This window comes from Streptococcus mitis (assembly GCF_047465045.1).
Lineage (GTDB): Bacteria > Bacillota > Bacilli > Lactobacillales > Streptococcaceae > Streptococcus > Streptococcus mitis_DT.
The window spans coordinates 48,747-73,022 of the sequence record NZ_JASHAR010000005.1; the positions used below are offsets into that span (position 1 = coordinate 48,747).

Annotated in this window: 23 protein-coding genes, 2 tRNA genes and 1 other annotated feature; of the genes, 6 read left to right on the forward strand and 19 right to left on the reverse strand. The window is 42.1% G+C overall.

Annotated features, from left to right (window positions below; genetic code table 11):
- Positions 1-160 precede the first annotated feature (160 nt).
- From pepF to QM409_RS04335, 6 genes are all read right to left on the reverse strand, one after another.
- The gene (gene pepF, locus QM409_RS04310; protein ID WP_414305166.1) at positions 161-1,957 is read right to left on the reverse strand and encodes an oligoendopeptidase F; all 1,797 of its coding nucleotides are present in this window, start codon (positions 1,955-1,957) and stop codon (positions 161-163) included.
- A 10-nt stretch (positions 1,958-1,967) separates the two neighbouring features.
- Complete coding sequence (locus QM409_RS04315; protein ID WP_001188174.1) at positions 1,968-2,711, reverse strand: 16S rRNA (uracil(1498)-N(3))-methyltransferase; 744 nt, start codon at positions 2,709-2,711, stop codon at positions 1,968-1,970.
- A gap of 1 nt (position 2,712) precedes the next feature.
- The gene (gene prmA / locus QM409_RS04320) at positions 2,713-3,663 is read right to left on the reverse strand and encodes a 50S ribosomal protein L11 methyltransferase (RefSeq protein ID WP_414305165.1); all 951 of its coding nucleotides are present in this window, start codon (positions 3,661-3,663) and stop codon (positions 2,713-2,715) included.
- A 137-nt stretch (positions 3,664-3,800) separates the two neighbouring features.
- Complete coding sequence (locus tag QM409_RS04325; RefSeq protein WP_414305164.1) at positions 3,801-4,229, reverse strand: NUDIX hydrolase; 429 nt, start codon at positions 4,227-4,229, stop codon at positions 3,801-3,803.
- Between the two features lies 1 nt (position 4,230).
- Complete coding sequence (locus tag QM409_RS04330; RefSeq protein ID WP_049543075.1) at positions 4,231-5,298, reverse strand: M50 family metallopeptidase; 1,068 nt, start codon at positions 5,296-5,298, stop codon at positions 4,231-4,233.
- Between the two features lie 18 nt (positions 5,299-5,316).
- Positions 5,317-5,787 carry a DUF3013 family protein gene (locus QM409_RS04335; RefSeq protein ID WP_000257122.1) on the reverse strand — a complete coding sequence of 157 codons (471 nt, stop codon included), beginning with the start codon at positions 5,785-5,787 and terminating at the stop codon, positions 5,317-5,319.
- A gap of 115 nt (positions 5,788-5,902) precedes the next feature.
- On the opposite strand from QM409_RS04335, the gene QM409_RS04340 reads away from it, so the two are divergent.
- The 4 genes from QM409_RS04340 to QM409_RS04355 all read left to right on the forward strand — a co-directional run bounded on the left by QM409_RS04340 (position 5,903) and on the right by QM409_RS04355 (position 8,511).
- Positions 5,903-7,174, forward strand: coding sequence for a replication-associated recombination protein A (locus tag QM409_RS04340; RefSeq protein WP_261081959.1), 1,272 nt, complete (start codon positions 5,903-5,905; stop codon positions 7,172-7,174).
- Between the two features lie 264 nt (positions 7,175-7,438).
- Positions 7,439-7,511 (forward strand) — tRNA-Lys (locus tag QM409_RS04345).
- Positions 7,512-7,860: 349 nt separating this feature from the next.
- Positions 7,861-8,376, forward strand: a complete 516-nt coding sequence (locus tag QM409_RS04350; RefSeq protein ID WP_414305163.1) for a DUF308 domain-containing protein — start codon at positions 7,861-7,863, stop codon at positions 8,374-8,376.
- Positions 8,377-8,438: 62 nt separating this feature from the next.
- Positions 8,439-8,511, forward strand: a tRNA-Lys gene (locus QM409_RS04355).
- A 140-nt stretch (positions 8,512-8,651) separates the two neighbouring features.
- Here the strand turns inward: QM409_RS04355 and QM409_RS04360 are convergent.
- Together QM409_RS04360 and QM409_RS04365 are read right to left on the reverse strand one after the other, a co-directional pair.
- The gene (locus QM409_RS04360; protein WP_414305162.1) at positions 8,652-9,740 is read right to left on the reverse strand and encodes an AI-2E family transporter; all 1,089 of its coding nucleotides are present in this window, start codon (positions 9,738-9,740) and stop codon (positions 8,652-8,654) included.
- A gap of 9 nt (positions 9,741-9,749) precedes the next feature.
- On the reverse strand, positions 9,750-11,039 hold the full coding sequence (locus QM409_RS04365; RefSeq protein ID WP_004256070.1) for a hypothetical protein: 1,290 nt from the start codon (positions 11,037-11,039) through the stop codon (positions 9,750-9,752).
- 805 nt (positions 11,040-11,844) lie between these two features.
- Between QM409_RS04365 and QM409_RS04370 the strand changes: the two genes are divergently transcribed.
- A complete protein-coding gene (locus tag QM409_RS04370) occupies positions 11,845-12,990 on the forward strand; it encodes a low temperature requirement protein A (RefSeq protein ID WP_414305161.1) in 1,146 nt (381 codons plus the stop codon).
- A 48-nt stretch (positions 12,991-13,038) separates the two neighbouring features.
- Here QM409_RS04370 and QM409_RS04375 read toward each other — a convergent pair whose 3' ends face one another.
- Positions 13,039-13,494, reverse strand: a complete 456-nt coding sequence (locus QM409_RS04375) for a GNAT family N-acetyltransferase (RefSeq protein WP_414305185.1) — start codon at positions 13,492-13,494, stop codon at positions 13,039-13,041.
- Between the two features lie 69 nt (positions 13,495-13,563).
- Between QM409_RS04375 and QM409_RS04380 the strand changes: the two genes are divergently transcribed.
- Entirely contained in the window at positions 13,564-14,223 is a 660-nt protein-coding gene (locus QM409_RS04380; RefSeq protein WP_084930283.1) for a prepilin peptidase, read from the forward strand.
- Here QM409_RS04380 and trpA read toward each other — a convergent pair.
- The 10 genes from trpA to QM409_RS04430 form a co-directional block, all read right to left on the reverse strand.
- Positions 14,195-14,971 (reverse strand): tryptophan synthase subunit alpha, encoded by a 777-nt coding sequence (gene trpA, locus QM409_RS04385; RefSeq protein WP_084930284.1) that lies wholly within the window; start codon positions 14,969-14,971, stop codon positions 14,195-14,197. The two genes, QM409_RS04380 and trpA, sit on opposite strands and share 29 nt — an antisense overlap.
- Positions 14,964-16,187 carry a tryptophan synthase subunit beta gene (gene trpB, locus QM409_RS04390; RefSeq protein WP_084930285.1) on the reverse strand — a complete coding sequence of 408 codons (1,224 nt, stop codon included), beginning with the start codon at positions 16,185-16,187 and terminating at the stop codon, positions 14,964-14,966. The genes trpA and trpB (QM409_RS04390) overlap by 8 nt, the downstream gene beginning before the upstream one ends.
- Entirely contained in the window at positions 16,165-16,764 is a 600-nt protein-coding gene (locus tag QM409_RS04395) for a phosphoribosylanthranilate isomerase (RefSeq protein ID WP_020901643.1), read from the reverse strand. The genes trpB (QM409_RS04390) and QM409_RS04395 overlap by 23 nt, the downstream gene beginning before the upstream one ends.
- On the reverse strand, positions 16,751-17,518 hold the full coding sequence (gene trpC, locus QM409_RS04400) for an indole-3-glycerol phosphate synthase TrpC (RefSeq protein ID WP_414305160.1): 768 nt from the start codon (positions 17,516-17,518) through the stop codon (positions 16,751-16,753). Before trpC ends, QM409_RS04395 begins: the two co-directional genes overlap by 14 nt.
- Positions 17,515-18,519 carry an anthranilate phosphoribosyltransferase gene (gene trpD, locus QM409_RS04405; RefSeq protein WP_414305159.1) on the reverse strand — a complete coding sequence of 335 codons (1,005 nt, stop codon included), beginning with the start codon at positions 18,517-18,519 and terminating at the stop codon, positions 17,515-17,517. The genes trpC and trpD overlap by 4 nt, the downstream gene beginning before the upstream one ends.
- Positions 18,520-18,529: 10 nt before the next feature.
- Positions 18,530-19,096 (reverse strand): aminodeoxychorismate/anthranilate synthase component II, encoded by a 567-nt coding sequence (locus QM409_RS04410; RefSeq protein ID WP_414305158.1) that lies wholly within the window; start codon positions 19,094-19,096, stop codon positions 18,530-18,532.
- Positions 19,093-20,454: an anthranilate synthase component I gene (gene trpE / locus QM409_RS04415; protein ID WP_000439614.1), complete on the reverse strand. Its 1,362-nt coding sequence runs from the start codon at positions 20,452-20,454 to the stop codon at positions 19,093-19,095. Before trpE ends, QM409_RS04410 begins: the two co-directional genes overlap by 4 nt.
- 71 nt (positions 20,455-20,525) lie before the next feature.
- Positions 20,526-20,757: a binding site (T-box leader), on the reverse strand.
- Positions 20,748-21,926 carry a tryptophan synthase subunit beta gene (trpB, locus tag QM409_RS04420; RefSeq protein ID WP_000208439.1) on the reverse strand — a complete coding sequence of 393 codons (1,179 nt, stop codon included), beginning with the start codon at positions 21,924-21,926 and terminating at the stop codon, positions 20,748-20,750. It overlaps the preceding feature by 10 nt.
- 331 nt (positions 21,927-22,257) lie before the next feature.
- Complete coding sequence (locus tag QM409_RS04425) at positions 22,258-23,487, reverse strand: DegT/DnrJ/EryC1/StrS family aminotransferase (RefSeq protein WP_020903539.1); 1,230 nt, start codon at positions 23,485-23,487, stop codon at positions 22,258-22,260.
- A gap of 42 nt (positions 23,488-23,529) precedes the next feature.
- Positions 23,530-24,222, reverse strand: coding sequence for a sugar transferase (locus tag QM409_RS04430; protein WP_414305157.1), 693 nt, complete (start codon positions 24,220-24,222; stop codon positions 23,530-23,532).
- Positions 24,223-24,276: the final 54 nt, after the last annotated feature.

The following is a 24,276-nucleotide window of genomic DNA, read 5'->3' on the forward strand; positions in this document are numbered from 1 at the left end:
ATACAATCTGATATAAAATGAAGCAAATAACTATCAATAGCAACTCTACAGCAAGTTCAAATTTAACACCACGACCTTCAACGGCATTTTTAGCTAAGCTAAATAGAATGACGCTTAACAAACCCATAAACATCATTCTAGAACAACCTTTCTATTCCCCTTACTCTCCCAACTGGGCACTGTAGGCAATAATCTGGTCAACTGTGTCTGATAAGAACTGAATGGTATCACGGAGTGGTTTGTCTGTTGAAATATCAGCACCGATAATCATGGCTGACTCAAGTGGTGTCTTGCTACCACCTGATTTGAGGAGATTGAGCCAGTCTTCAGCACCAGTTTCTGAATGTTTCAGATGAAGGTAACCTGCAGTCGAGATGACTAGTCCTGCTGAGTAAGTGTAACTATACAATCCCATATAATAGTGAGCTTGGCGCATCCAAGTCAAAGCTGCATCGTCGTCGATTTCAATGGCATCTCCCCAGAAATCCGTCAAAACTTCCTTCATAATGCTGTTGAGTTTACTTGCTCCAAAGGTATCCCCTTCTTCAATCAGTGTATAAACCTTACGCTGGAAAGCTGCTTCCAAAAGGTGAGTGATAAAGTTATGGAAGTAGGTGTCTGTCAAGCGGTGAGCAAGGGCAAAGCGTTTTTGACGTGGGTCGTCAGATTGGTGCTCCAAGTAGTCACTGAGGAGCAATTCATTGAAAGTTGACGGTGCTTCAACATAGTAGGTCGACATGTGGGCATTGAAGTAGCTTTGGTGGTTGTCAGAAAAGATGAATTGACCAGAATGCCCGATTTCATGAATCAAAGTATAGACATCGCTCAAACGGCCTGTCCAGCTCATGAGAACATAAGGATGCACGCGATATGGGTCCGCTGCATAGCCACCAGAATCCTTGCCACTATTGGCAGCAAAGTCCACCCAGCGCTCTTCTTGATAGCGAGCAACTTCCTGACAATATTCTTGCCCCAAAGGTTCTACTGACTTCATGACCAAATCATAGGCATCGTCAATGGTCACTTCAGGATTAAGGGCGCTGTCCAAGTCCAATTTCCAGTCTGCAAAGGTCATCTTTTCAAGACCATTTACTTTGGCAACATGCTTGAGGTATCTCTGAGCAACGGGCGCAAAATCCTTCATGATGAGGTCAATCTGACGATCAAACATAGCACGGTCCACTTCTTGCTCAGCCAGAAGGTAATCAAAGACAGAGTCGTAACCCTTCATATCTGCCAATAGTTTTTCAGACTTGACTTGGGCTAGATAGGCTGCTGCAGCCGTATTTTGGTGCTTACGAAGACCTTCTGAGAAGGAACGGAAAGATTTCTCACGAACCTCAGCATCCTCGTGGTTTTGGTAGAAATTCTCATAGGTCACAAAGCTGTTTTTGTAGGTCTTGCCATTGACTTCAAAGTCGGCCATTTCAAAATCCCCAGCTCGCATCTTAGTGTAAATGTCCTGTGGACTGTAGAAAACTTCACCGAGATTGGTCAAGGCCTTCTCCACATCAGCCCCTAGATAGTGGGCTTTTTTGATTTTTGCCTGACGAATAGCCGCCGTCAAATGAGGTAATTCACCCAAACGATCCAAGACTTCCTCATCAGCTTCCACCAAGGCATCGTCAAAGAAGGTCAAGACTACGCTAGCATCTGTTTCAAATTCCATCCCAGCTTGGGCAATGTTGGCAAATTCGTCATTGCTATAGTCTGTCGTCTGAGGCATAAAGCCATAGTTACCAATATGGCTCATCTGAATGTAGATTTGCTCCAGTTCCGCAAAAGCCTTTTCAAAATCCTCAAAAGTATGAAGATTCCCCTTGTAATTACGACTAAACTGGTTGATGTCTTCGCGAGCTTTCTCGATTGCACGCAAGAAATCCTCACGGTCTTGGTATAGGGCTGTTAAATCCCAAAGTTCCTTCTCTGGAAATTCTGAACGGTGTTTTTGTTCCATTTTCTTCCTCTTATTTCTCTAATTCTAATAAAACACTAAGGGCTGATAAGGCGTAAAGCGGTGCTGTTTCTGCTCGCAAAATACGAGGACCAAGACCTGCCAAGACTGCTCCCTTAGCTTCAAAACTTTCGATTTCTGCAGGTGACAGACCACCTTCTGGACCAAAGATAAAGAGCAATTTGGCTCCCTTCTCGAGTCCATTAACTGCTTGTAAAAGCGCAGCGGCTTCTCCTTCTTTTGCCGACTCTTCATAAGCCACTACAATGCGGTCAAATTGGTCAAGTTGGGCTAGAAAATCTCCTTTCTTCTCAAAAAGCTTGATACTTGGGACCAAATTACGCTTGCTTTGTTCTGCTGCTCCAAGGGCAATTTTTTCTAGTTTTTCAACCTTTTTACCCAATTTCTTGCCATCCCACTTGGCAACTGACCAGTCTGCTGGGAAGGCCCAGATTTGACTAGCTCCGAGTTCGGTTACTTTTTGAGTGATAAACTCCAGCTTGTCTCCCTTGGGAAATCCAGATGCGATGGTTACTTGAACGGGCAGTTCCACATTGTCATCTAGTTCTTGGACCAACTCAAACTGACGAGCTTCCACATCCAGCACATGCGCCAAACGCTTGACTCCATCATCAAAGACCAAAGTAACCTCATCATCTTCTTTCAAGCGCATTACCTGAAACATATGCTTGCTGGTTTCCTTATCCTCGATGATGACTGGCGAGGTAGCATTACCCTTTACAAAATACTGCTGCATGCTAGCCTCCAATCACACCGGAAATATCCTTGGTTTTCTTAAAGACACAGGCATTCCATTCCCCTTGAACCATGTGAGTTTCGAGGAAAAATCCAGCTGACTCAGCCGACTTGCGCACCATGTCCCACTTGTCCTTGATAATCCCACTCATGATGAGGTAGCCTTCATCCTTGACCAATCGATAAGCATCATCTGTCAGATGAATGAGAATATCCGCCAAGATATTAGCCACAATGACATCTGCCTCAATCTCAACCCCCTTAAGCAAATCACCTGCAGCTACATGGATGTTTTCCATGCCAGGGTTGAGCTCAATATTTTCCTGAGCCACACGAACCGCTACATCATCTAGGTCGTAGGCGAAAATTTCCTTAGCACCCAGTAGCGAGCTAGCAATAGAGAGGACGCCTGATCCAGTCCCCACATCTAGCACTGTTTCCCCACCACGAAGAACCTGCTCCAAGGCAAAGAGGCTCATCTTAGTGGTTGGATGGGTCCCAGTTCCAAAGGCCATACCAGGATCCAGCTTGATAATCTTTTCCCCAGCAGTCGCCTCGTAGTCCGTCCACGACGGCACGATGGTCAAATCATGAGTGATGCGAGCTGGTTCATAGTATTTCTTCCAGTTGTCTGCCCAGTCTTCCTCAGCCAAGGCAGTCGTCCCCATCTTGACCTCACCCAGATCCATAAAGTCTGTCAATTCTGCTAGACGAGCCTGCAAATCTGCCTCAACCGTTGCTACATCAACCGTATCAGGGTAATAGGCTGTCACAACGATTTCTTCTTGCTGCTCGACCTCTGGGAAAATCTCTCCAAAACGATCCACATTTCCCACATAGTCCATGCTGTCTTCAATCGCAACACCTTGTGCTCCCAACTCGATTAAGAGATTGGAAACCAATTCCTCCCCCTCACGCTTAACTGTAACTTTTAACTCTTGCCATGTTTCCATATTTAAGATACCAAGCCCGTAAAACACAAAGTCAAAATAGGAACTTCTCTGAAGACGCTTGTGTCTACGTGAAGTTTATCTTTTTGGCACAGTGTTTAGGGCGGGTCCAGTTTAGAAATTTAACTGAACCGTCCTTTCTAATCACTTACTTTTAAATAATCTTTTAATCTATCCTGCAACTGAGGTACAACTTGACTGGAACTAAGAAATTCCTCAACATTCATGAGCTGATAACCCTGTCCTTCATCACCAAAGGTGATATTGTCAAATTGCTCCTGTGTCAACAGACCGACTAGAAATACAGATTGTTTATCCGCAAAAAGCATACTTGGATAAACCTTCGCCCAAAGTAGACAATCCTCAGTCAAATGAATTCCCAGTTCTTCATAAACTTCACGCGCCGCGCACTCAAAAGGACTTTCATCACCTTCACGTCCACCACCGGGCAGTTCCCACATATTGGGCCAGGGAATGCTTGCCTTATCATCGCGTAAGATAGTCAGAAGCTTATCTCCACAAAACAAAGCAATCTTACAGCCTGTGAAATCAGAAATCTCTATTTCCATATTAGACTCCTTCGGTTAATTCCTTTTCCAGCTCAGCTAACCAGTTTTGATAATAGATTTTCTCATCCCGTAACATCCGGCTGCTATTCATTTTATGTCTAGCAATCTTCATAGCCTTGTGAGTTTGAACTACATCTTTCTTTACCTTAAATTGATACCAGGCTTGAATGACCTGCATATCTGCTGTTTTAATAGATAAAAAGGATTTGACCCCTCGAATACTTGCATATTCTTCCGCTTTCTTATTATCTCCTTCCATCAGAGCAACTTGAAGAAGGTATATTTGAGAAATAGTTTTAGACATTGGATTATCTGTTTTCTCTAACACAGACTGAAACTGTTGCTTTGCAAGCTCTATATTATCATCCAATATAAATACCAATCCCTGAAGAGTCTGAACACTTTCTGCAAAACTCCCTCTCGCATCCTCATCAACAGGCATGGTAAAGTCTTTCAAGTCATATTCTTGAGGAGCTAACAAGGTCTGGGCAGAATGCCTCAACACCATGTAGGCGTATTTGGTATTTTCAGGGTGTTGTAGCAATTCCCAGATTTTTGCTCCATCGGTGATACCGACTGGCAAAGCATTGTTTAGGAAGAAAGACAAATTAAGAAAAATCCAAGTACCAGCAAAATACCAGCTTCTTGTCAAAAATCCAAACAATATCGCCAATAATATTAAGCTAAGATGAACCATCAAGCCTCCTGAAAGCATCAGGATGATTCTTTGGTCGCTTTCATCTTCTTTCAATCCAATATACTGAGCACCAACATTTTTCATAACGGCTGTTCGACTAAGATAAAACCTGCCTGACTTTTTGGTCAAAAGAAAATGTCCTAATCCAAAAGCCACCAGCCGATAGCCTGTCAAGTAGCCACAAAAAGCATGACCCAGCTCATGAAGAATAAAAATTAAATACATGCTTAGAAGAGCAAAGGAATAACCAATAGTGAAGGCTAAAACTGCGGAATACCCCAACTCTGCAAATGCGATAGTTCCACAAGCAAAAGCTAGCATAATAAAGACAAAGGCTAGCACATAAACCAAATAAGTCCCAATTTTTTTCATAAAACCTCCAACCAACTCCTAGTATCTCGGATAAGGATAAAACTCTCCCTCTTCCAATCCAACTTTTCCTTCTTCAAAGACTTCTTGGTTCCATTCCATGACAAATTCTTCTGCTTCTGGGTCTTCCAAAAAGTCCATAAGGGCATCTAGTCCAACCTCGGCAGTATCTTTGAGGAATAGAGCAAAATAAGCTAAAAACTCACGGGAAAAACCTTTTTTAGGCAGGTAAGGAATGACCGTCAAATAGTCTTCCTCATTGACTGTTGACTTGGCAGGATTGTAAAAAAGAACTGCTTCTTCAAAGAGGATATCATCTGACGAAACCTCTCCGTCCTCATCCACCATCTCCACACCTGCAGCATTTTGCGCTTCCAATAGAAAACTCACTTCTACCGCGTGATTGCGCTTGTCCCAACTAATCTCAAAGTCAAAGGGAAAATTCTTCTCCAACTCTTCCTCTAAAACATCTAAAAATCCGTATGTTGCCATTTTGTCCTCTTTCTATGCGACTCTTTAATCGCCCCGATTGCTCGGAAATATGCTAAAATAGATACTACCATCTTACCACATATGTATCAGAAAATCCACGTTAGAAAGGACTGCTATGCCAGACAATCTCGCGCTTCGCATGCGCCCTAAAACCATAGACCAGGTCATCGGTCAGGAGCATCTGGTCGGACCTGGAAAAATCATCCGTCGCATGGTGGAAGCCAACCGTCTGTCTTCCATGATTCTCTACGGACCTCCGGGCATCGGCAAGACCAGTATTGCTTCAGCCATCGCTGGGACTACTAAGTATGCCTTTCGAACTTTCAATGCGACAGTTGATAGTAAAAAGCGACTGCAAGAAATTGCGGAAGAGGCTAAATTTTCAGGTGGACTTGTACTACTCCTTGACGAGATTCATAGACTAGATAAAACCAAGCAAGACTTCCTCTTGCCTCTCTTGGAAAGTGGACTGGTCATCATGATTGGCGCTACAACTGAAAATCCTTTCTTCTCTGTCACTCCTGCCATTCGCAGTCGCGTTCAAATTTTTGAGTTGGAACCTCTGTCTAACCAAGACGTCAAAGAGGCCCTGCAGATAGCTCTAAATAACCCTGAACGTGGTTTTGATTTTCCAGTAGAACTAGATGAGGATGCGCTGGACTTCATTGCCACCTCTACAAATGGAGACCTGCGTTCTGCCTTCAACTCACTGGACTTGGCTGTTCTCTCTACCCCCGAAAATGACAAGGGAATCCGCCATATAACTTTGGATATCATGGAAAATAGCCTGCAGCGGAGTTATATTACCATGGACAAAGATGGGGATGGACACTACGATGTCCTCTCAGCCCTGCAAAAGTCTATCCGTGGCTCAGATGTTGATGCCAGTCTCCACTATGCTGCCCGCTTGATTGAGGCTGGTGATTTGCCAAGTCTCGCTCGTCGCTTGACTGTTATCGCCTATGAAGATATCGGCTTAGCCAATCCTGAAGCTCAGATTCACACCGTGACTGCTCTGGATGCTGCCCAAAAGATTGGGTTCCCAGAAGCCCGCATTCTCATTGCCAATGTCGTCATTGATTTGGCCCTTTCTCCAAAATCCAACTCAGCCTATGTAGCTATGAATAAGGCTCTTGCCGACCTCAAAACATCAGGGCACTTGCCTATTCCGCGACACCTGCGTGATGGGCACTACAGTGGAAGCAAGGAACTGGGGAATGCCCAAGACTATCTCTATCCACACAACTATCCTGGAAATTGGGTCAAGCAAGACTATCTACCAGAAAAAATTCGTAATCATCACTATTTCCAAGCAGAAGATACTGGTAAATATGAACGGGCTTTGGCTCAAAGAAAGGAAGCTATCGACCGTTTGCGAAAAATCTGAAATCCTTTTCAAAAAATTGCACTTTCCTCTTGATTTTTTTTGAAAAAGTGGTATTATATAAACATAGAAACGCTGTGGTGTACGACTTCACACTTAAGTGTTGACCGACTATTTTTTGTATTATTAGGGAAACAAAAGTCTTCTAACAGCATGTAGGCCGTCTCACACGGAAACAGCTTCAGTTAGAGCGAGTTGCCCACCTGCTTAATTGCGCGGGTTCAATACAAACCGTGAAGTTTCGGCACCAATACAGCTTTTTTCTTTGCCTCCTTAGCTCAGCTGGCAGAGCAGCGGACTCTTAATCCGTGGGTCACAGGTTCGATCCCTGTAGGGGGCATCTAAATACAACAGGAAAAAGCCTTGTAAATCAAGGCTTTTTTTGCTTGTCTATAACTGATTTACCCCATCATTTGTCCCACATTTTAAATCTATCTTTTCTTTTTGAATCAAATTACATCTTTACAAATAGTGTAAAGCCAGTTACTTTTGCTTTGATGCCATACAATATTTTCATGTAGAGAAGACAAATTTTATCTTCTCTTTTTATTTTCAAAATAATAAAAACTGATTTTCTTTTCATGAATCAGACTGAAACTTCCAAATTTTCCATTTTGTTTATTGACATTTCCTCTAAAAAGGTGTATAATATTTTTATTATCAAACTATACTATATAGGGGGTATTGAAATGAAATTTTCTAATCGTTTACTGCTATTCCTTGCAGGAGTTGTTTTTGTCCTTTTAGGACTTTTCCTATTTACAAACCCAGTAGCTAATCTTGTTGCTTACAGCTGGTGGATTGCATTTGGTTTACTGGTTTCTTCTATAGCAGCTATTTTAGGCTATTTCTCTGTACCAAAAGAGCTTCGCTCACCAGCTCATCTTTTCCAAGGGATTGTTAATCTTCTCTTAGCTCTTTACCTCGTTACCTATGGCTTTGTGACGCTGCCAGTTGTCATTCCAACTATTTTAGGAATTTGGTTAATTGTAGAAGCCATTATAGCTTTCTTTAAAGGCAATCGTCTGGGATTGATTTTCCCTATTATTGGCAACCATATCATGTGGATAGCGTTGCTTGCATTTTTACTAGGTCTAGTGATTTTGTTCAATCCAGTAGCTACAAGTGTCTTTGTCGTTTATGTCGTTGCCTTTGCATTTTTAATTGTTGGTTTCACCTATATCCTTGATGCCTTTCGTAAATAATCTAGCTGCCATTTTGGGCATATTAAAATAGCTGGGAAGTTACATTCTCAGCTTTTTCTGTTGCCTCCTTAGCTCAGTTGGTAGAGCAGTAGACTCTTAAGCTATGGGGCGCAGGTTCGAGCCCTGCAGGGGGCACATCTAAATCAACAGAAATAAGCCTTGAAACCAAGGCTTTTTTTAACGTCTAATAGCTTTTTGTAGAAAAGTATTTAAAAATAAAAGAGAAGAGAATCTCTCACTCTCTTCTCAGTATATCTTATTAAATTTAGTTTTTCTTAATCTACCTGATTTTCCTTTGCAACGACAAATTCTTTAACCAGTCGATAGATAACAGCAAATACGGGGGTAAAGAATATCATTCCAAGTAGTCCGAAAAGATTCCCTCCAATACTAGCAGCCGCAAGCGTGAAAATAGCTGGCAAACCAATAGACTGACCTACAACTCTAGGATAAATAAGGTTTCCTTCAATCAGCTGTATAACTTGATATAGAAGAAGAGAAAGTAAGGCTTGAGTAGGACTCACTGTGAAGATAAAAATCGCTCCCACAACACAAGCAATCATAGGCCCTACATAAGGAATGAACGATAGCACTCCTGCAAAGATACCTGTCATTACTCCATAGGGTATCCCAAACACGCTGTAACCAACCGCTATCATAACTCCTATGATAACTGCTTCAATCAGCTGACTCATCAAAAATTGGTCATAAGTCTCTAGTGCTACTTGTCCAATGTAAGTCAACTTTATCACCACCTTCTCTGGAAGAAAAACTTTTAGAAGTCGACTCGTCATCGCTGCCAAATGTTCCTTACTGGATAAAAATAAAAAGGTGAAGACTATAATCAAAAAGGCATTCATTATACTTGAAAAAATATTGCCGATATTACTAGTCAGACCGGATAAGAAGGTTATCAAAGCTTGACTAATAGAACTAGATTGTCCCTGTATGCCTGATACGATAGTTGACAACATGTCTTTGGTTACAAATTCCGAGCTGCCTAGCAATTTCCCAAGTTGAGTAAGGACTGTTGAAAGGACTGTTCCCAGCTGACTAATAGTCTGAGCTAGGGTTGGCAGCACCAAAACCAAAAGAGCAATCACGATTAAGATAAGAGCTAGGAAAACAAGTACCATGGCAATCGGACGACGCAACTCTGCCTTTACCTTCAATTTAACTAAGTACTGTTCAATTTTTTTCATAGGAACATTAAGCACAAAAGCAATAACAACACCATAAATCAAGGTTGATATTACATCAAAGAGAGAGATTGCTCCTGATATAAAGCTCGATGCATTCAGAATTACAAGAGCAACCAGCCCTATAAAAAGGATTAACGGAGTATATTTTTTAACTAAGTTCATAAATTCTCCTTAATAAACATGTTTAGATACGACTATACTATTTGGTTTTTCAAACTCTCGATTAAGGTAGGCTTGGTAAGTTCCTGGAGCGATAAATCCTTTGGGTGAGAGGATATCGGTGCCAGCCTGACCGACTATGGTATCAGCCAAGAGCACACAGTTTGTAGATAAGACAAAGTAGGATTTAAACTTAGATTTGATAAATTTATAAAGTTCCCCATCTGTCTCATGTCTGATTTTATAAGCGTAGGTGTAGTCTTCCTTACCATCACCTGTCATGATTTTATCTGCACTTGGCTCCCATGGAATCGTCAGTTGTTTCAATTCAGCCAACTTTTTCTGAACTGCTTTTTCCATTTCAGGCGTCAAATCTATCCCATAACCAAAAAGCGTTTTTTGACTCTCACGTTTACATAGGTCAATGTACTTGTCACGATCACAGAAATATAAGACACCATCTCCTACCATGCCAAATAAGGTCTCAGAAGACGGATCATAGTTGCCATAAGAAATAACACGGCCTTGATAGCAGATATCCACATGACCAATTGCCGAAAACAGAGAGGTCTCAGCTGTATGAACAAAAATTTCAAGCTCCGCTGTCTTACCAGACTTCACTATTCCAAGATGGATATCTTCTTCCTCATCAGCATTTTCCAGCATAAATTTGTTAACTTTTGCTAAAGTTCTTGCAGGGATGAGAGCGGCTAGGACAATAGGTAAGCTAATTCTAATACGACGTTTGAGATGGTTTTTCCCAATTTCCTCCTCAAACAAGAAACCATCACGGATATTGGACACACCATAAAGGAAAAAATAAGCCCCTAATACAAAGAGTTGAAAGACAGAATTTCCTGTAGAGGACAAAAGACTAGTCCCACCAAGAAAAACTAGTACGAGTCCATCTAGTAAGAGACGAAAACGAGGTCGAATTTTGTTTTTGCGGTAGAGAACATAGGTGACAAGGTTAATACTAGCATGAAAAATCTGATAAACTCCAATCACAAGAGCCAAAATATAAATCGGCACATCCGTCGCAAGATTGGAGCCAAGCAAATATCCCAGCACTAACAATTTAACCAGTGCAACTCCCAAGGTGTCCGTTGACTGACTTTTTTTGAAAATACGTAATACTAAATCTAAGACCGTTGCTATCCAAGCTAAAAACAGAACCAGTCGAATAACCTTTACTGGCAACCAAGTCCCCGTGACCATCAAGATGAGACCTAGCAGAACAAACAAGAACCCCTGAGCAAGTAATTTCTTACCTGTCAGACCTAAAGATAGAATTTTCGCCATATAAAAACCTTTCAACAATAAAAATTAAACACTCCGATTAAACTGACTAGTAAATAGCCAACACTACAAACAGCCTGTGCCAGCAACATATGGTGACTAGAAATGACTGTAGTAATGTCACCATCTTGTCTTATGCACTTCTAAAATTTGTTATATTGATTAGAAACCAGAGCTTATAAAAACTAGCTAAACTCGAGAGATAGACACAATTGCGACGAAAAAATGTATAACCAATTCAACTTGTTAAGGTAAGAAAGCATTATTTCCAATCTATTAATTATTCATCTATTACCTATTATGACACAATATTCCCTATAGTTCAACTTTTTACTTGTTTTTATATTACACGGACTAAAAAGTTTTCAACAGTTGATTGCATTTGTTTTAATAAGTTTTAACCTTTCTTGGTTAGATAAAAAAAGAACCATACAGTTTAGAATCTGTATGGTTTTTGCCCCACTTTTGTCCCATTTTTAAATCATGACATTGAAAATACCTAAAATCACTTATATTTCAATATTTTTAATTGCTCTCAATATGAAAGTCCTTTCCAAATCCCTGTAGGGGGCATCTAAATACAACAGGAAAAAGCCTTGATTTACAAGGCATTTTTGTGTAGTCTTAGCACTAAAAAACGATAGAAAAAACACCCCTTCTGAACTGCACCCCAAAAGTTAGACAGAAAAAACCTAACTTTTGTGGCGCAGTTCATTCGCGTCACATGAAGTTATTTAAGCATATCCTTTTCTCTCATTACCATTTTCTGTTATAATAAATCGTACTTCTAAAATAGAAAAGTCTTAAGATGACAACTCTTATTAAACATAAACGTGTAGAATTTTCAGAACTTTTTTATGACTTAGTTTTTGTTTTTGCAATTTCAAAAGTAACTACTTTAATTGACCATCTTCATAACGGTATTTTGACTTGGAATTCTTTCTTTGATTTTTTCATAGCTGTCTTGTTTCTCACCGATTCCTGGATGATTCAAACCGTCTATACCAATCGCTATGGAAAGAACTCTTTATTTAACATGGTAATCATGTTTATCAAAATGGGACTTTTACTCTTTATAGCCAATATGATTGGACCTGATTGGCAACAATATTTTCATTATCTCTGTTGGGCTATTGGTACATTAACCTTTACCTTATTTTTACAATATTTGGTTGAATTTTTTAGAAAATCAACCGATAATGTTAATCGGGAAAGTATCAAAGGTTTTCTATGGATAACAGGTCTAGGAAGTTTAGGAGTCTATCTAGTAGCTCCTCTTCCTATTTACGTTGGAGTCCCTATCTTATTTGCTAGTATTCTGCTAACATTTATTATGCCAATTATCTTGCTTAGTAAAGATAAGCATTACCAGGTAAATCTCCCCCATTTAATCGAGCGCATCTCCCTTCTTGTCATTATTACGTTTGGAGAGATGATTATGGAGCTAGCTAACTTCTTTACAATCGAGAATTTCTCGATTTATTCGGTTCTTTATTTCATTATTATGCTTTCTCTGTTCTTGTTTTATTTTGGTCAATTCGACCATGCTATTGATGAAGAATCTAATCAAAAGGGACTATTTCTAATTTACAGTCACTATCCTATTTTCATTGGACTTCTTATGATGACCGTTTCGATGAGTTTTCTTCTGAATCCTGAAACTAATCTTCTCTTTGCAACCAGCTTCTTTTATATCGGAATTGGCCTCTTCCAAGCTGCTGTCCTAGCAAATGGGCCCTATAACAAACACTATCTTCGCTATTCGAAAAGTTACTACTGTGTCCAAGCTACACTCTATCTGGCTGCCTTGATTCTCTCTTTAATCTTTGCTTCTAATCCTATAATAGTAGTAAGTATTACAACCATTTTAGCTCTAGCTATAGCTATTCATTCTATTTATTTTTATATGACACAGAATAAAAAATATTCCAAATCTAACTGGGAGTTATTTTAATGAGTTTATAACATTAAAAAGCTTTGGGAACCAAGGCTTTTTTGCTTTCTATCTACTCTTTTTCATAACGTATTTCCGTACAGGTGTCTCAACCATTTGAACGATTTCAAATCCTGCTTTTTGGTAAAGATTGTGAGCTGTTTGATTTGCCTCGTAGACATTTAGAGAAATACTATCTATATCTACATTTTCAAAGGCCAAACTAACAAATTTCCTTAAAGCCTGGCTACCTAAGCCCTGCCCCTGTTTCTGGGGGTTGATAAAAAATCTCCCGATATGTAGATTTCTGTCTTCTAGTCTGATTTTCTGGATAAGCCCCACAAACTCTTGTCCATCAAAGATTGAAAAGATTCCGTCCAAATCTTGCAAGATTTGAATTGTTAAGGGAAAAGGAATCATTGTCCCCATCCATTGTTCTTGAAAGGATTTGCCGAGGGAGTTAGACCATTGACATACGAATTGAGCGTTTTCTGTGCTCACCTTTTCTTCAAAACGAATTGTCATCTTGACCTCACTATCTTGTCTATGTTTCTCCATTATACTACTTCTCCTATTTTTTACGAATAGATAAGTATGATTGATATTTATTTTTTTCTTGTCGGGAGCATTCTCGCTTCCTTTCTTGGTTTGGTCATTGACCGTTTCCCAGAGAAATCCATTATCAGTCCTGATAGTCACTGCGATTCCTGTCAGACTCGCTTGCGTCCCTTAGATTTGATTCCAATTCTCTCGCAGGTGCTCAATTGCTTTCGCTGTCGCTACTGCAAGGCTCCTTATCCTTTCTGGTATGCCCTCTTTGAACTAGGCTTAGGTCTCCTCTTTCTGGTTTACTCTTGGGGATCACTTTCCTTGGGACAAGTTATCCTAATCACTGCTGGTTTGACCTTGGGCATCTACGACTTGCGCCATCAGGAATATCCCTTACTGGTCTGGATTGTCTTTCATCTGTTTCTAATGTCCTGCTCTGGCTGGAATCTGGTCATGATCTTCTTCCTTATCCTTGGAATTTTGGCTCATTTTATCGATATTCGCATGGGCGCAGGAGATTTTCTTTTCCTATCATCTTGTGCACTTGTCTTTAGTGTGACAGAGTTGCTAATATTGATTCAGTTTGCTTCGGCGATAGGTATCCTGGCCTTTCTCCTCCAAAAGAAAAAGGAAAGACTTCCTTTCGTGCCTTTCCTCTTGCTCGCTGCTTGCGTGATTATTTTTGGTAAGCTACTGCTTGTTTGATAAAGTCCTCAATCGGCTCTCCTTGGTGGAGAGCTTTTACAATTTTCGAACCAACGATAACGCCATCCGATACCGCATTGAAACGTTCTACATCAGCTTGACTAGATACGCCAAATCCTGTCAATACTGGAATTTCGGCCACTTGATGCAATTGTGCCAAGTGCTTGTCCAAGTCTGCACGGTAATTGCCTGATTTCCCTGTCACCCCATTGATAGCAACGGCATAGACAAAGCCTTCTGCCCCTTTAATCAACTCTTTCTGGCGCTCGATCCCTGTCGTCAAACTAACTAAAGGAATCAAAGCCATGTCTGTATCTGCCAAAAATGGCTCTACAAAATTAGCATGCTCATGGGGTAGGTCTGGGATAATCAAGCCCTTAACCGCTGTATCTGCCAAGTCTTTGACAAAGTTCTCCACACCATACTGAAAGAGGGGATTGAAGTAGGTCATAATGACCAGTGGCACCTCTGTTTCAATGGTTTTCAAGGTTTCAACCAAAGCCTGAGTAGAAGTTCCATGGGCTTGACTGCGCAAGCCCGCTTCTTCGATAACAGGTCCATCTGCAACAGGATCTGAAAAGGGAATGCCCACTTCAATTGCAGAGACACCCAAATCTTCTAAAAAGTGGATTGTTTCACCTAGTCCATTCAAACCTTTCTCGTGGTCTCCAGCCATGATATAGGGAACGAAAATTCCTTTTCCAGCTGCTTTAATAGCGTTCAATTTTTCTGTTAGTGTCTTAGGCATGAGCTTCTCCCTTCTTTGCTGCATCTGCTTCCAAGCGGTCCTTGACTTGAACCACATCCTTGTCCCCACGACCCGATAGGCAGACTATCATAGATTTGTCTGGTCCAAGTTCTTTGGCCAATTTCACTGCAAAAGCGATAGCATGGCTAGATTCCAAGGCTGGGATAATCCCTTCCACACGAGACAAGAGTTGGAATCCCTCCAAGGCTTCCTCGTCTGTCACAGGAACATAGCTGGCACGTTTGATATCGTGATAGTGAGAATGTTCTGGACCGATACCAGGATAGTCCAAACCTGCTGAGATCGAGAAGGCTTCAAGAATTTGACCATGGGCATCTTGGAGCACATCCATGAGGGAACCGTGAAGAACACCCGGACGACCCTTGGTCAAGGTAGCTGCATGGTGCTTCGTATCCACACCAAGTCCAGCTGCTTCAGCCCCATACATGGCTACTGTCTCATCTTCTACAAACGGATGGAAGAGCCCGATAGCATTAGAACCGCCACCAACACAGGCTACTAGGGCATCTGGCAGATCTTGACCTGTCATATCGCGATACTGTTGTTTAGCTTCTCGACCAATGACACTTTGGAAATCACGAACAATTTCTGGGAAGGGATGAGGTCCCAAAGCAGAACCAAGGATATAGTGGGTATCATCGATATTAGCTACCCATGAACGAAGGGCCGCATTGACTGCGTCCTTGAGCACGCGCGAACCATCTGTTACAGCCTCGACCTTGGCTCCCAAAAGTTCCATACGGAACACATTGAGGGCTTGGCGTTTGACATCTTCTTCACCCATAAAGATGGTACATTCCATGTTAAAGAGGGCTGCAGCTGTTGCAGTTGCTACACCATGCTGACCAGCACCTGTTTCAGCGATAATTTTCTTTTTGCCCATGCGTTTAGCCAGAAGAACTTGTCCCAAGGCATTGTTAATCTTGTGGGCCCCTGTATGGTTAAGGTCTTCACGTTTAAGATAAATCTTGGCTCCGCCGATATGCTGGGTCAAGTTTTTTGCGTAGTAAAGAGGAGTTTCACGCCCCACATACTGGCGCAAAAGTTGGTTTAATTCCTCTTGGAAACTTGGGTCTGCCTGACTTTCACGATAAGCCTTTTCCAACTCCAAAACTGCTGTCATCAATGTTTCTGGGACAAAACGTCCACCGAATTTTCCGTAAAATCCATCTTTATTTGGTTCTTGATATGCCATTCTTTACCCTCTCTATAAATCTTCTAATCTTTTCCTGATCTTTTTGTCCATCTGTCTCCACTCCGCTCGATACATCGACTGCATAGGGAGTAAAATGTTGAATTGCTTTTACGACATTGTCTTCATTAAGCCCACCTGCGATAAAGAAAGGCTGAGTTAGTCCAATCGTATTCAGTTGACCCCAATCAAAGGTCTGGCCACTCCCAGCCACAGGGGCATCAAAGAGGAGATAATCTGCCTGAGAATTGGGTACATGACCCTCTCCATCTACCTGCACAGCCTGAATACTGGCACAAGGCAAATTCTCAAACAAATCATCTGCCACCTGACTGTGAACTTGAACCAAGTCCAAGCCAACTTTTTCAATCGCTTCTAGCAATTCTGCCCGACTTGGTGAAACAAATACGCCAACCTTCTTAACATTAGCAGGAATGGGCTTTGCCAGCTCAGTAGCCTGATCCAAGGTCACCTGTCTTTTACTAGGTGCGAAGACAAAACCGATGTAGTCTGCTCCTGCTGAAACAGCTGTTTCCACCGCTTCTTTGGTAGATAATCCGCAAATTTTAACCTTTGTCAATCTGCAACTCCTTGATTCTCTGGGCTACATCTTCTGCCTGCATAAGAGCTGTCCCTACCAAAATTCCGTTAAAGTATGGTGCTACTCGTTCCGCATCCTGCCCTGTGAAAATAGCAGATTCAGAAATGTACAAGCAATCATCTTTGAAATGTTTAGCCAAATCTACACTGGTCTGCAAGTCAACTTCAAATGTGGTCAAGTTGCGGTTATTGACCCCGATAATTTGAGCTCTAAGGCGGTGAGCTGCCTCTAGTTCAGCTAGATTGTGGGTTTCCACTAAAACTTCCAGACCAAGCTCTGTCGCGTAGTCATATAGTTCCTTGAGACGTTCTTCTGACAAGGCGGCCACAATAAGCAGGATGACTGTTGCACCTGCATTGCGAGCTCGAATGATTTGCTTTTCATCGATGATAAAGTCCTTGTTGAGCGTTGGAATCTGTACCTGACTGGAAATCTCACTCAGATAATCCAAATGCCCTTTAAAGAAAACCTCATCTGTCAAAACAGAAATCATCACTGCTCCATTTTCTTCATAAGTCTGGGCCTGTTGCACAATATCCACATCGAGATTGATATCTCCCAAACTAGGACTAGCTTTCTTGACTTCTGCGATTACCTGTAAACGGTCTTGGTGTTGTTTTAGATAGTCAGCCAAGCGATAGGTCTGGCGCAGGGGCTGGATTTCCTCCAGCTCCATCTGCTCAACCTCACGCGCCTTCTGCTCCAAAATTCGTGCTAAAAATTCCTGACTCATTTTTGGTACTCCTGTAACAGTCTGAGTTTTTCAAGGGCCTTGCCACTAGCAATCACTTGACGAGCTAAGGCAACTCCATCCTTGATATTATCTACCTTACCATTAGCATAGAAACCAAGACCAGCATTTAAAACTGTCGTTTCCAAGAATGGACTTGGTTCATTTTTGAGAACTCTGAGCAAAATTTCTGCATTTTCCTGAGCGTTGCCTCCACGAATGTCTTCGATAGCGTAGCGTTGCATGCTCAAATCCTCTGGAGTGAAGCTTGACAAGGTAATTTCGCCATTTTCAAGAAGAGCAATGTTAGTTGTTCCATTCAAACCAGCCTCATCCAGTCCTTCTGGTCCAGCAACTACGATAGCACGTTTGCGACCCATATTTTTCAAAACCTGAGCTGTACTTTCTAGAAGTTCTGGACGACTAATTCCAAGAAGCTGGGTTTCCAAGGCCATTGGGTGAATCAGGGGACCAGTTAAGTTCATGATCGTTGGAATTCCTAGTTCCAAACGAGCTGGCATGATGTATTTCATGGCTGGGTGCATATTTTTAGCAAAGAGAAAGACGATGCCAGTCTTATCAAAGACCTTTCCTAGTTCAGCTGGTTTAAGGTCTAGGTTAATGCCCAAGGCTTCGAGGACATCTGCAGATCCAGATTTAGAAGAAATCGAGCGGTTACCGTGCTTGGCCATGTGAACACCGCCACCAGCCAAGACAAAGGCTGCAGTTGTCGAAATATTAAAGCTGAAGGACTTGTCCCCACCAGTACCACAGTTGTCCATAGCATCATGGATTTCAGTTGGAATATGTTGAGCATGCCCTCTCATGACTTGAGCAATGGCTGTGCGCTCTTCAGGTGTTTCCCCCTTCATCTTAAGGGCCAAGAGGAGAGAAGCAATCTGCGCCTCAGTTACACGCCCAGTTACGATACGCTCAATAACGTCCGTCATTTCCACACCTGATAAATTTTCAAATTTTGCTAATTTTTCAATAATCTCTTTCATCCTAGTTTCCTCACTTTACAACCTTCTCGATAAAATTCCGAATAGAAGACAAGCCGTCAGGCGTTCCGATACTTTCTGGATGGTACTGGAAGCCATAAATTGGAAGAGTTTTGTGTTGAATTCCCATAATGGCCTGGTCATCAGTTGAACGAGCTGTCACTTCAAACTCTTCTGGCATTTCTTCAATCAAAATACTGTGGTAACGCATGACCACACGGCCATCCTCAATTCCTTGATACAAAACAGATGGCGCTTCAAAGCTGATATTGCTCTGTTTCCCATGCATGACTTTTGGCGCCAAACCTAACTTACCACCAAAAACTTCTGCGATGGCTTGGTGGCCCAAGCAAATCCCTAGAATCGGTTTCTTGCCTGTAAAGTCACGAATCATGTCTTCCATTTTCCCAGCATCAACTGGCCAACCAGGACCCGGAGAAAAGACCAGACCATCTGCTTTTTCAGCTTCTTCATATAGTTTAGGATCATCATTTCTCAAGACTTGCACTTCTGCAAAATTCCCAATGTATTGCGCCAAGTTATAGGTAAAAGAATCATAGTTGTCAATTAATAAAATCATGGTCTTAGTTCTCCAATTCTAGTCATAGATTTTGCTTTGTTAATGGTTTCTTGGTATTCGTTTTGGGCGATGGAGTCATAGACAATCCCTGCCCCAGCCTGCACATAGGCTGTTTGATTTTTGAGAATCATCGTTCGGATGGCAATGGCAAAGTCCATATCACCCGTCGCAGACAAGTAGCCGATTGCTCCTGCGTATACGCCCCGTTTTTCTGTTTCCAGTTCATAGATGCGTCTCATAGCTCGAATTTTTGGTGCTCCAGAAACAGTTCCAGCAGGAAGTGTTGCTTTCAAGGCATCCATAGCAGTGAGTTCTGGAAGCAAACGCCCCTTGACCACGCTGGTCAAATGCATGACATAACGGAAAAGCTCCACTTCCATATACTTAGTGACTTGGACACTGGCCGTTTCAGAGATGCGACCAATATCGTTACGTCCCAAGTCTACTAACATCCGATGCTCTGCTGTTTCCTTCTCATCCGAAAGCAGGTCTGTCGCCAAAGCCTTGTCTTCTTCATCCGTAGCTCCTCTTGGTCGTGTCCCTGCGATCGGATTGGTTGTCACGATGCCATTTTTGACAGAAACCAAACTTTCTGGACTAGCACCGATGATTTGATAATCCCCAAAATCATAGAAATAGAGGTAATTGGATGGATTGGTCACGCGGAGATTTCTGTAGAAGTCAAATGGATTTCCAGTAACTTCTGCTGAGAAACGCTGACTGAGTACACATTGGAACATATCCCCGTTACGAATCAAGTCACGAGCTATTTCCACCATTTCCTCAAACTTCTGAGGAGCGATATGCGGTTTGAAGTCTAACGGAGATAGATCCAAGTCTTCAAATTCATTTGGAGCAGGAATGCGTAATTCCTCAAGCACTTGGTTCAAGGCTTCTTCCAAGGCTTCTTGACTGCGCTCACTATAGAGAGCCTCCTCGATGACATGAATTTTTTCCTTCTTGTGGTCAAAGACCATGTAACTCTCATAGACAAAGAAATGCATGTCTGGCGTTCCAATTGTATCTTGAGGGATTTGACCAATTTCTTCATAAAGCGAAATCATATCGTAACCAACAAAACCAATTGCCCCACCACCAAAAGGTAGATCTGAATGGTGCTGGCTCTTATGAGTCACTTCATAAAGGAAATCTAAGGGATCCTGATCAATCACTTGACCATTTTGATAAAGAACTCCATTTTCAAACTTAATCTCAAAAACTGGATTATAGGCTAAGATAGAAAAACGAGCGGTTTCCTTGTCTCTCGGAATACTTTCTAAAATAACCTTGTGTTGCCCCTTTAGGCGCATATAAGCCAAGATTGGTGATAAGACATCTCCATGAATGATTCGTTCCATTGTAATTTCCCTTTCAGTTCTACTTCTAGTCCGTGGCGACTGTATGAAAAATCCCCACGCAAAATAACTTGCGTGAGGACGAAATTCGCGGTGCCACCTCAATTATAGGATTTCTCCTATCTCTCATTCCTGTCTCAGAAACCTCCTGTAACAGGCTGTGCGATAAAGGGCACTCCCTTGAGAATTATGTTTTCTTCTCTCGTTTCAGATGGACCCAACCTTACAGCTTTCTCTGCTTGTTTCCAGCAACCACAAGCTCTCTGTGAGAGAAAAGACTGTAATTTTTCCATCTTTTATTTTTTAGCTTCTAGGTAGTCTGCAATAGCAGCTACGTCCTTGTCTCCACGACCAGAGACATTGATGATGATAATGTCATCTTTACTTAGTTTCGGTGCACGTTTAACTGCTTCTGCGATAGCGTGCGAACTTTCAATCGCTGGGATAATCCCTTCAGTCTTGCTGAGGAGAAGGAGAGCCTGAACAGCTTCTTCATCCGTCGCTGCAACATATTCCACTCGACCGGAATCTTTGAAGTAGGCGTGTTCTGGGCCAACCCCTGGATAGTCCAATCCAGCTGAGATAGAGTAAACTGGAGCTAGCTCTCCATCTTCCTTAAAGACTGCATAAGTCTTCATGCCGTCGACAATTCCGATACTACCTTTTGTCATAGTAGCTGCGTGCTTGTCTGTATCAAGTCCATGACCAGCAGCTTCGACCCCAACCAATTTAACTTCTTCATCAGCCACATACTGAGAAAAAGCACCGATGGCATTGGAACCACCACCTACACAAGCAATAACGTAGTCTGGTAAACGACCTTCTTTTTCTAAGATTTGACGGCGAGATTCTTCACTGATGACCTTTTGGAACTCATGAACAATGGTTGGATAAGGGTGAGGACCTACAGCAGATCCCAGAACATAGAAGGCTTCAAGGTCATTCATCCATGCTCCAAAGGCTGCATCAACAGCATCTTTGAGGGTACGAGTCCCTGTTTCAACTGCATGAACAGTTGCTCCCATCATCTCCATACGGAAAACATTGAGACGTTGACGCTCCACATCCTCTGCCCCCATGTAGACATCACAGGCCATACCAAACTTGGCTGCAGCCGCTGCTGTCGCAACACCGTGCTGACCAGCTCCTGTTTCTGCGATTACTCGTTTTTTGCCCATGCGTTTAGCCAAAAGAATTTGTCCTAAAACGTTGTTGAGCTTGTGAGAACCAAGGTGGTTAAGGTCTTCGCGCTTGAGATAAATCTTAGCGCCACCTAGGTGGTCTGTCAAACTTTCCGCAAAATAGAGTGGTGTTTCGCGACCGGAATAGTCCTTTAAGTAATGACGAAATTCTGCCAAAAACTCTGGATCATCCTTGTACTTGTCAAATGTCACTTCCAACTCATCCAACAAAGCCTGAATCGGCTCCGGTACAAAACTACCACCAAATTGTCCAAAATAACCTTTAGTTGTCATAAAATTTCCTCTTTCTGTATTGGTTCCAAGATATGAAAAAAGCCCACACACAGAATATACTTCCGTGTGAGGGCGTTGGTAACGCGGTGCCACCTCAATTATAAAGGGACTATTCCCCTTTACATCTCTGCCTTGTCTAACAACAAGTTGCACTGTAAGGTGTGCGCACCGAATTTTCATTGTTTCAAATTCATTTTTAAAATCAGCCCACTTTCACTACTTCCAACCACCTGTTCACAATGACCACAGGCTCCCTGAAGATCAAAAATAGTTACTTTTCTGATTTGTTGAACTTATTTTAATACTTTGTTTTTTCTTTGTCAAGACTTTTTTACAATTTTTTTGATGAAGCTAGTACTTTTTCAGAAACTGTTTTGAAAGTCTCAATGATATAGTCCACTTCTTCATCGCTTAATTTAGTGTGAAGAGGGAGCGTAATTTCATTTTCAAAGAAGGCATAAGCCTTAGGATAGTTCGCCATATCAAAACCAAGATTCTTATAGGCTGTCAAAAGCGGAAGCGGTTTGTAGTGGACATTGCTTGCAATTCCTGCTTTAGCTAATTCTTGGATAATAAGATTGCGTTCTTCTAAACTCGCTCCTTCTACATGGGTGATGTAGAGGTGGCGTGAAGATTCGACAGTTTCAGTCTTGTGTGCCAATGGATGGATACGAGAACCTGCAAAACCACGATCATAGCGGTTCACGATCTCCTTACGACGTTCTAGCAAACTTGGGTAGCGGTCCAATTGTACCAAACCAAGGGAAGCCATGATATCTGTCATATTACACTTGTAGGCTGGTGTGACGATATCGTATTCCCATGAACCCAGTTGCATCTTGGCAAGAGCATCCTTAGTTTGCCCGTGAAGGGAAAGAATTTGGAATTCCTTGTACATCTCTTCGTCGTCAATCGCTGGATTGGCTTTCCAAGTGGCACTTCCACCTTCTGCAGTTGTAAAGTTCTTAACGGCGTGGAATGAGAAGGAAGTAAAGTCAGCGATAGAACCAGCTGGTTGCCCTTTATAAGTAGATCCCAAAGCATGGGCACTATCAGAAACAATCACGATACGGTTAAAGGCTTTTTGCCACTTGCTTGAAGCGGTAAAGAGATCACGTTTCTTCTCCACAACTTGGAACAAACGGTCGTAGTCGCAAACAATCCCTGCAAGCTCTACTGGAATAATCACCTTGGTCTTTTCAGTGATAGCTTGCTCAAGCAGGTCATAGTCCATCTCAAACGTATCTGCTTGGATATCCACCATGACAGGAGTTGCTCCCACGTGAGTGATGACACTACATGAAGCTGTATAGGTCATGGCTGGAACGATGACTTCATCACCAGGTCCCACTTCCAAGACGCGCAAAATCAACTCAAGAGCGGCAGTCGCAGAGTTGAGGCAGACGGTCTTAGGTGTCTGTGTATATTGAGACAAGCGACGCTCTAGTTCTTTTGTCTTAGGACCTGTTGTGATCCAACCAGAACGCAGGGTATCCGCTACTTCAGCAATTTCTGCTTCCGTAATATCGGGTGGTGAAAATGGAATATTGTAATTTGGCATTGATTTGCTCCTTTTATCTGTACTCATTTTCTTATGACTACTTTATTTTAGCACTTCAAACACGGTTTGAAACATGATTCTGATGTCCCCAAGGAAACTAAACTCTCGGAGATAGGCAAGGTTATAGCTCATCTTTTCGGGGAGGACGTGTTCGACATAGGCTTGGTCAACTGACAGGCCTTTTTCGGTCATTTGACTGATGATAGTGTCCTCATCCTTGTAGTGAATGCTGGCTGGAGAGGTAATCCCTGCCGGCAAAAGTAAGGTAGCCATCATTTCAGGGCTATACTGCTCTGTGTAGCGTGGCACTTCAGGTCGTGTACCGACAAAAGACATCTCACCTTTAAGGACATTGACCAACTGAGGTAGTTCGTCTAAACGGACACGGCGGATGAAATTGCCAACCTTGGTAATGCGACTATCGTTAGCAGAAGTCACCAAACTTCCTTTTTTGTCTGCATCCGTCACCATGGTACGGAACTTCCAAATCTTGAAAGGTCGATTGTACTGGGTCACGCGCTCTTGCTTGTAAATCACTGGCCCCTTGCTATCCAACTTGATCCAAATGCTCAAGATGAGAAAGATGGGAGAGGTCAGAATCAGCAAGATTACGGCTAGAACCCAGTCCAAACAACGCTTGAAAATCAGCGAACCCTTCCTTTTAGAGACAAGCTGGTAGTAAGACTCAACCTCGCTTGATTTCATTTCCACGGGCAAGTCTTCCCATTTCAGCATGCTGTTTCTCCTTTGTTTTTATTATACTATTTGTCAACATTTTTCATTATACCA

Coding starts and splice junctions, on each gene's coding strand:
- QM409_RS04430 (WP_414305157.1), bottom strand. CDS start 24,222: ATGCTGAAATGGGAAGACTTGCCCGTGGAAATGAAATCAAGCGAGGTT.
- QM409_RS04375 (WP_414305185.1), bottom strand. CDS start 13,494: ATGACAATTCGTTTTGAAGAAAAGGTGAGCACAGAAAACGCTCAATTC.
- trpE (WP_000439614.1), bottom strand. CDS start 20,454: ATGGAACGAATCATTCATGGAGATGTCTTATCACCAATCTTGGCTTAT.
- trpA (WP_084930284.1), bottom strand. CDS start 14,971: ATGCCTAAGACACTAACAGAAAAATTGAACGCTATTAAAGCAGCTGGA.
- trpB (WP_084930285.1), bottom strand. CDS start 16,187: ATGGCATATCAAGAACCAAATAAAGATGGATTTTACGGAAAATTCGGT.
- QM409_RS04360 (WP_414305162.1), bottom strand. CDS start 9,740: ATGAACTTAGTTAAAAAATATACTCCGTTAATCCTTTTTATAGGGCTG.
- prmA (WP_414305165.1), bottom strand. CDS start 3,663: ATGGAAACATGGCAAGAGTTAAAAGTTACAGTTAAGCGTGAGGGGGAG.
- QM409_RS04325 (WP_414305164.1), bottom strand. CDS start 4,229: ATGGAAATAGAGATTTCTGATTTCACAGGCTGTAAGATTGCTTTGTTT.
- QM409_RS04380 (WP_084930283.1), top strand. CDS start 13,564: ATGATTGATATTTATTTTTTTCTTGTCGGGAGCATTCTCGCTTCCTTT.
- QM409_RS04425 (WP_020903539.1), bottom strand. CDS start 23,487: ATGCCAAATTACAATATTCCATTTTCACCACCCGATATTACGGAAGCA.
- QM409_RS04340 (WP_261081959.1), top strand. CDS start 5,903: ATGCCAGACAATCTCGCGCTTCGCATGCGCCCTAAAACCATAGACCAG.
- QM409_RS04350 (WP_414305163.1), top strand. CDS start 7,861: ATGAAATTTTCTAATCGTTTACTGCTATTCCTTGCAGGAGTTGTTTTT.
- pepF (WP_414305166.1), bottom strand. CDS start 1,957: ATGGAACAAAAACACCGTTCAGAATTTCCAGAGAAGGAACTTTGGGAT.
- QM409_RS04330 (WP_049543075.1), bottom strand. CDS start 5,298: ATGAAAAAAATTGGGACTTATTTGGTTTATGTGCTAGCCTTTGTCTTT.
- QM409_RS04370 (WP_414305161.1), top strand. CDS start 11,845: ATGACAACTCTTATTAAACATAAACGTGTAGAATTTTCAGAACTTTTT.
- QM409_RS04335 (WP_000257122.1), bottom strand. CDS start 5,787: ATGGCAACATACGGATTTTTAGATGTTTTAGAGGAAGAGTTGGAGAAG.
- trpB (WP_000208439.1), bottom strand. CDS start 21,926: ATGACAACTAAAGGTTATTTTGGACAATTTGGTGGTAGTTTTGTACCG.
- QM409_RS04315 (WP_001188174.1), bottom strand. CDS start 2,711: ATGCAGCAGTATTTTGTAAAGGGTAATGCTACCTCGCCAGTCATCATC.
- QM409_RS04410 (WP_414305158.1), bottom strand. CDS start 19,096: ATGATTTTATTAATTGACAACTATGATTCTTTTACCTATAACTTGGCG.
- QM409_RS04365 (WP_004256070.1), bottom strand. CDS start 11,039: ATGGCGAAAATTCTATCTTTAGGTCTGACAGGTAAGAAATTACTTGCT.
- trpD (WP_414305159.1), bottom strand. CDS start 18,519: ATGAAAGAGATTATTGAAAAATTAGCAAAATTTGAAAATTTATCAGGT.
- trpC (WP_414305160.1), bottom strand. CDS start 17,518: ATGAGTCAGGAATTTTTAGCACGAATTTTGGAGCAGAAGGCGCGTGAG.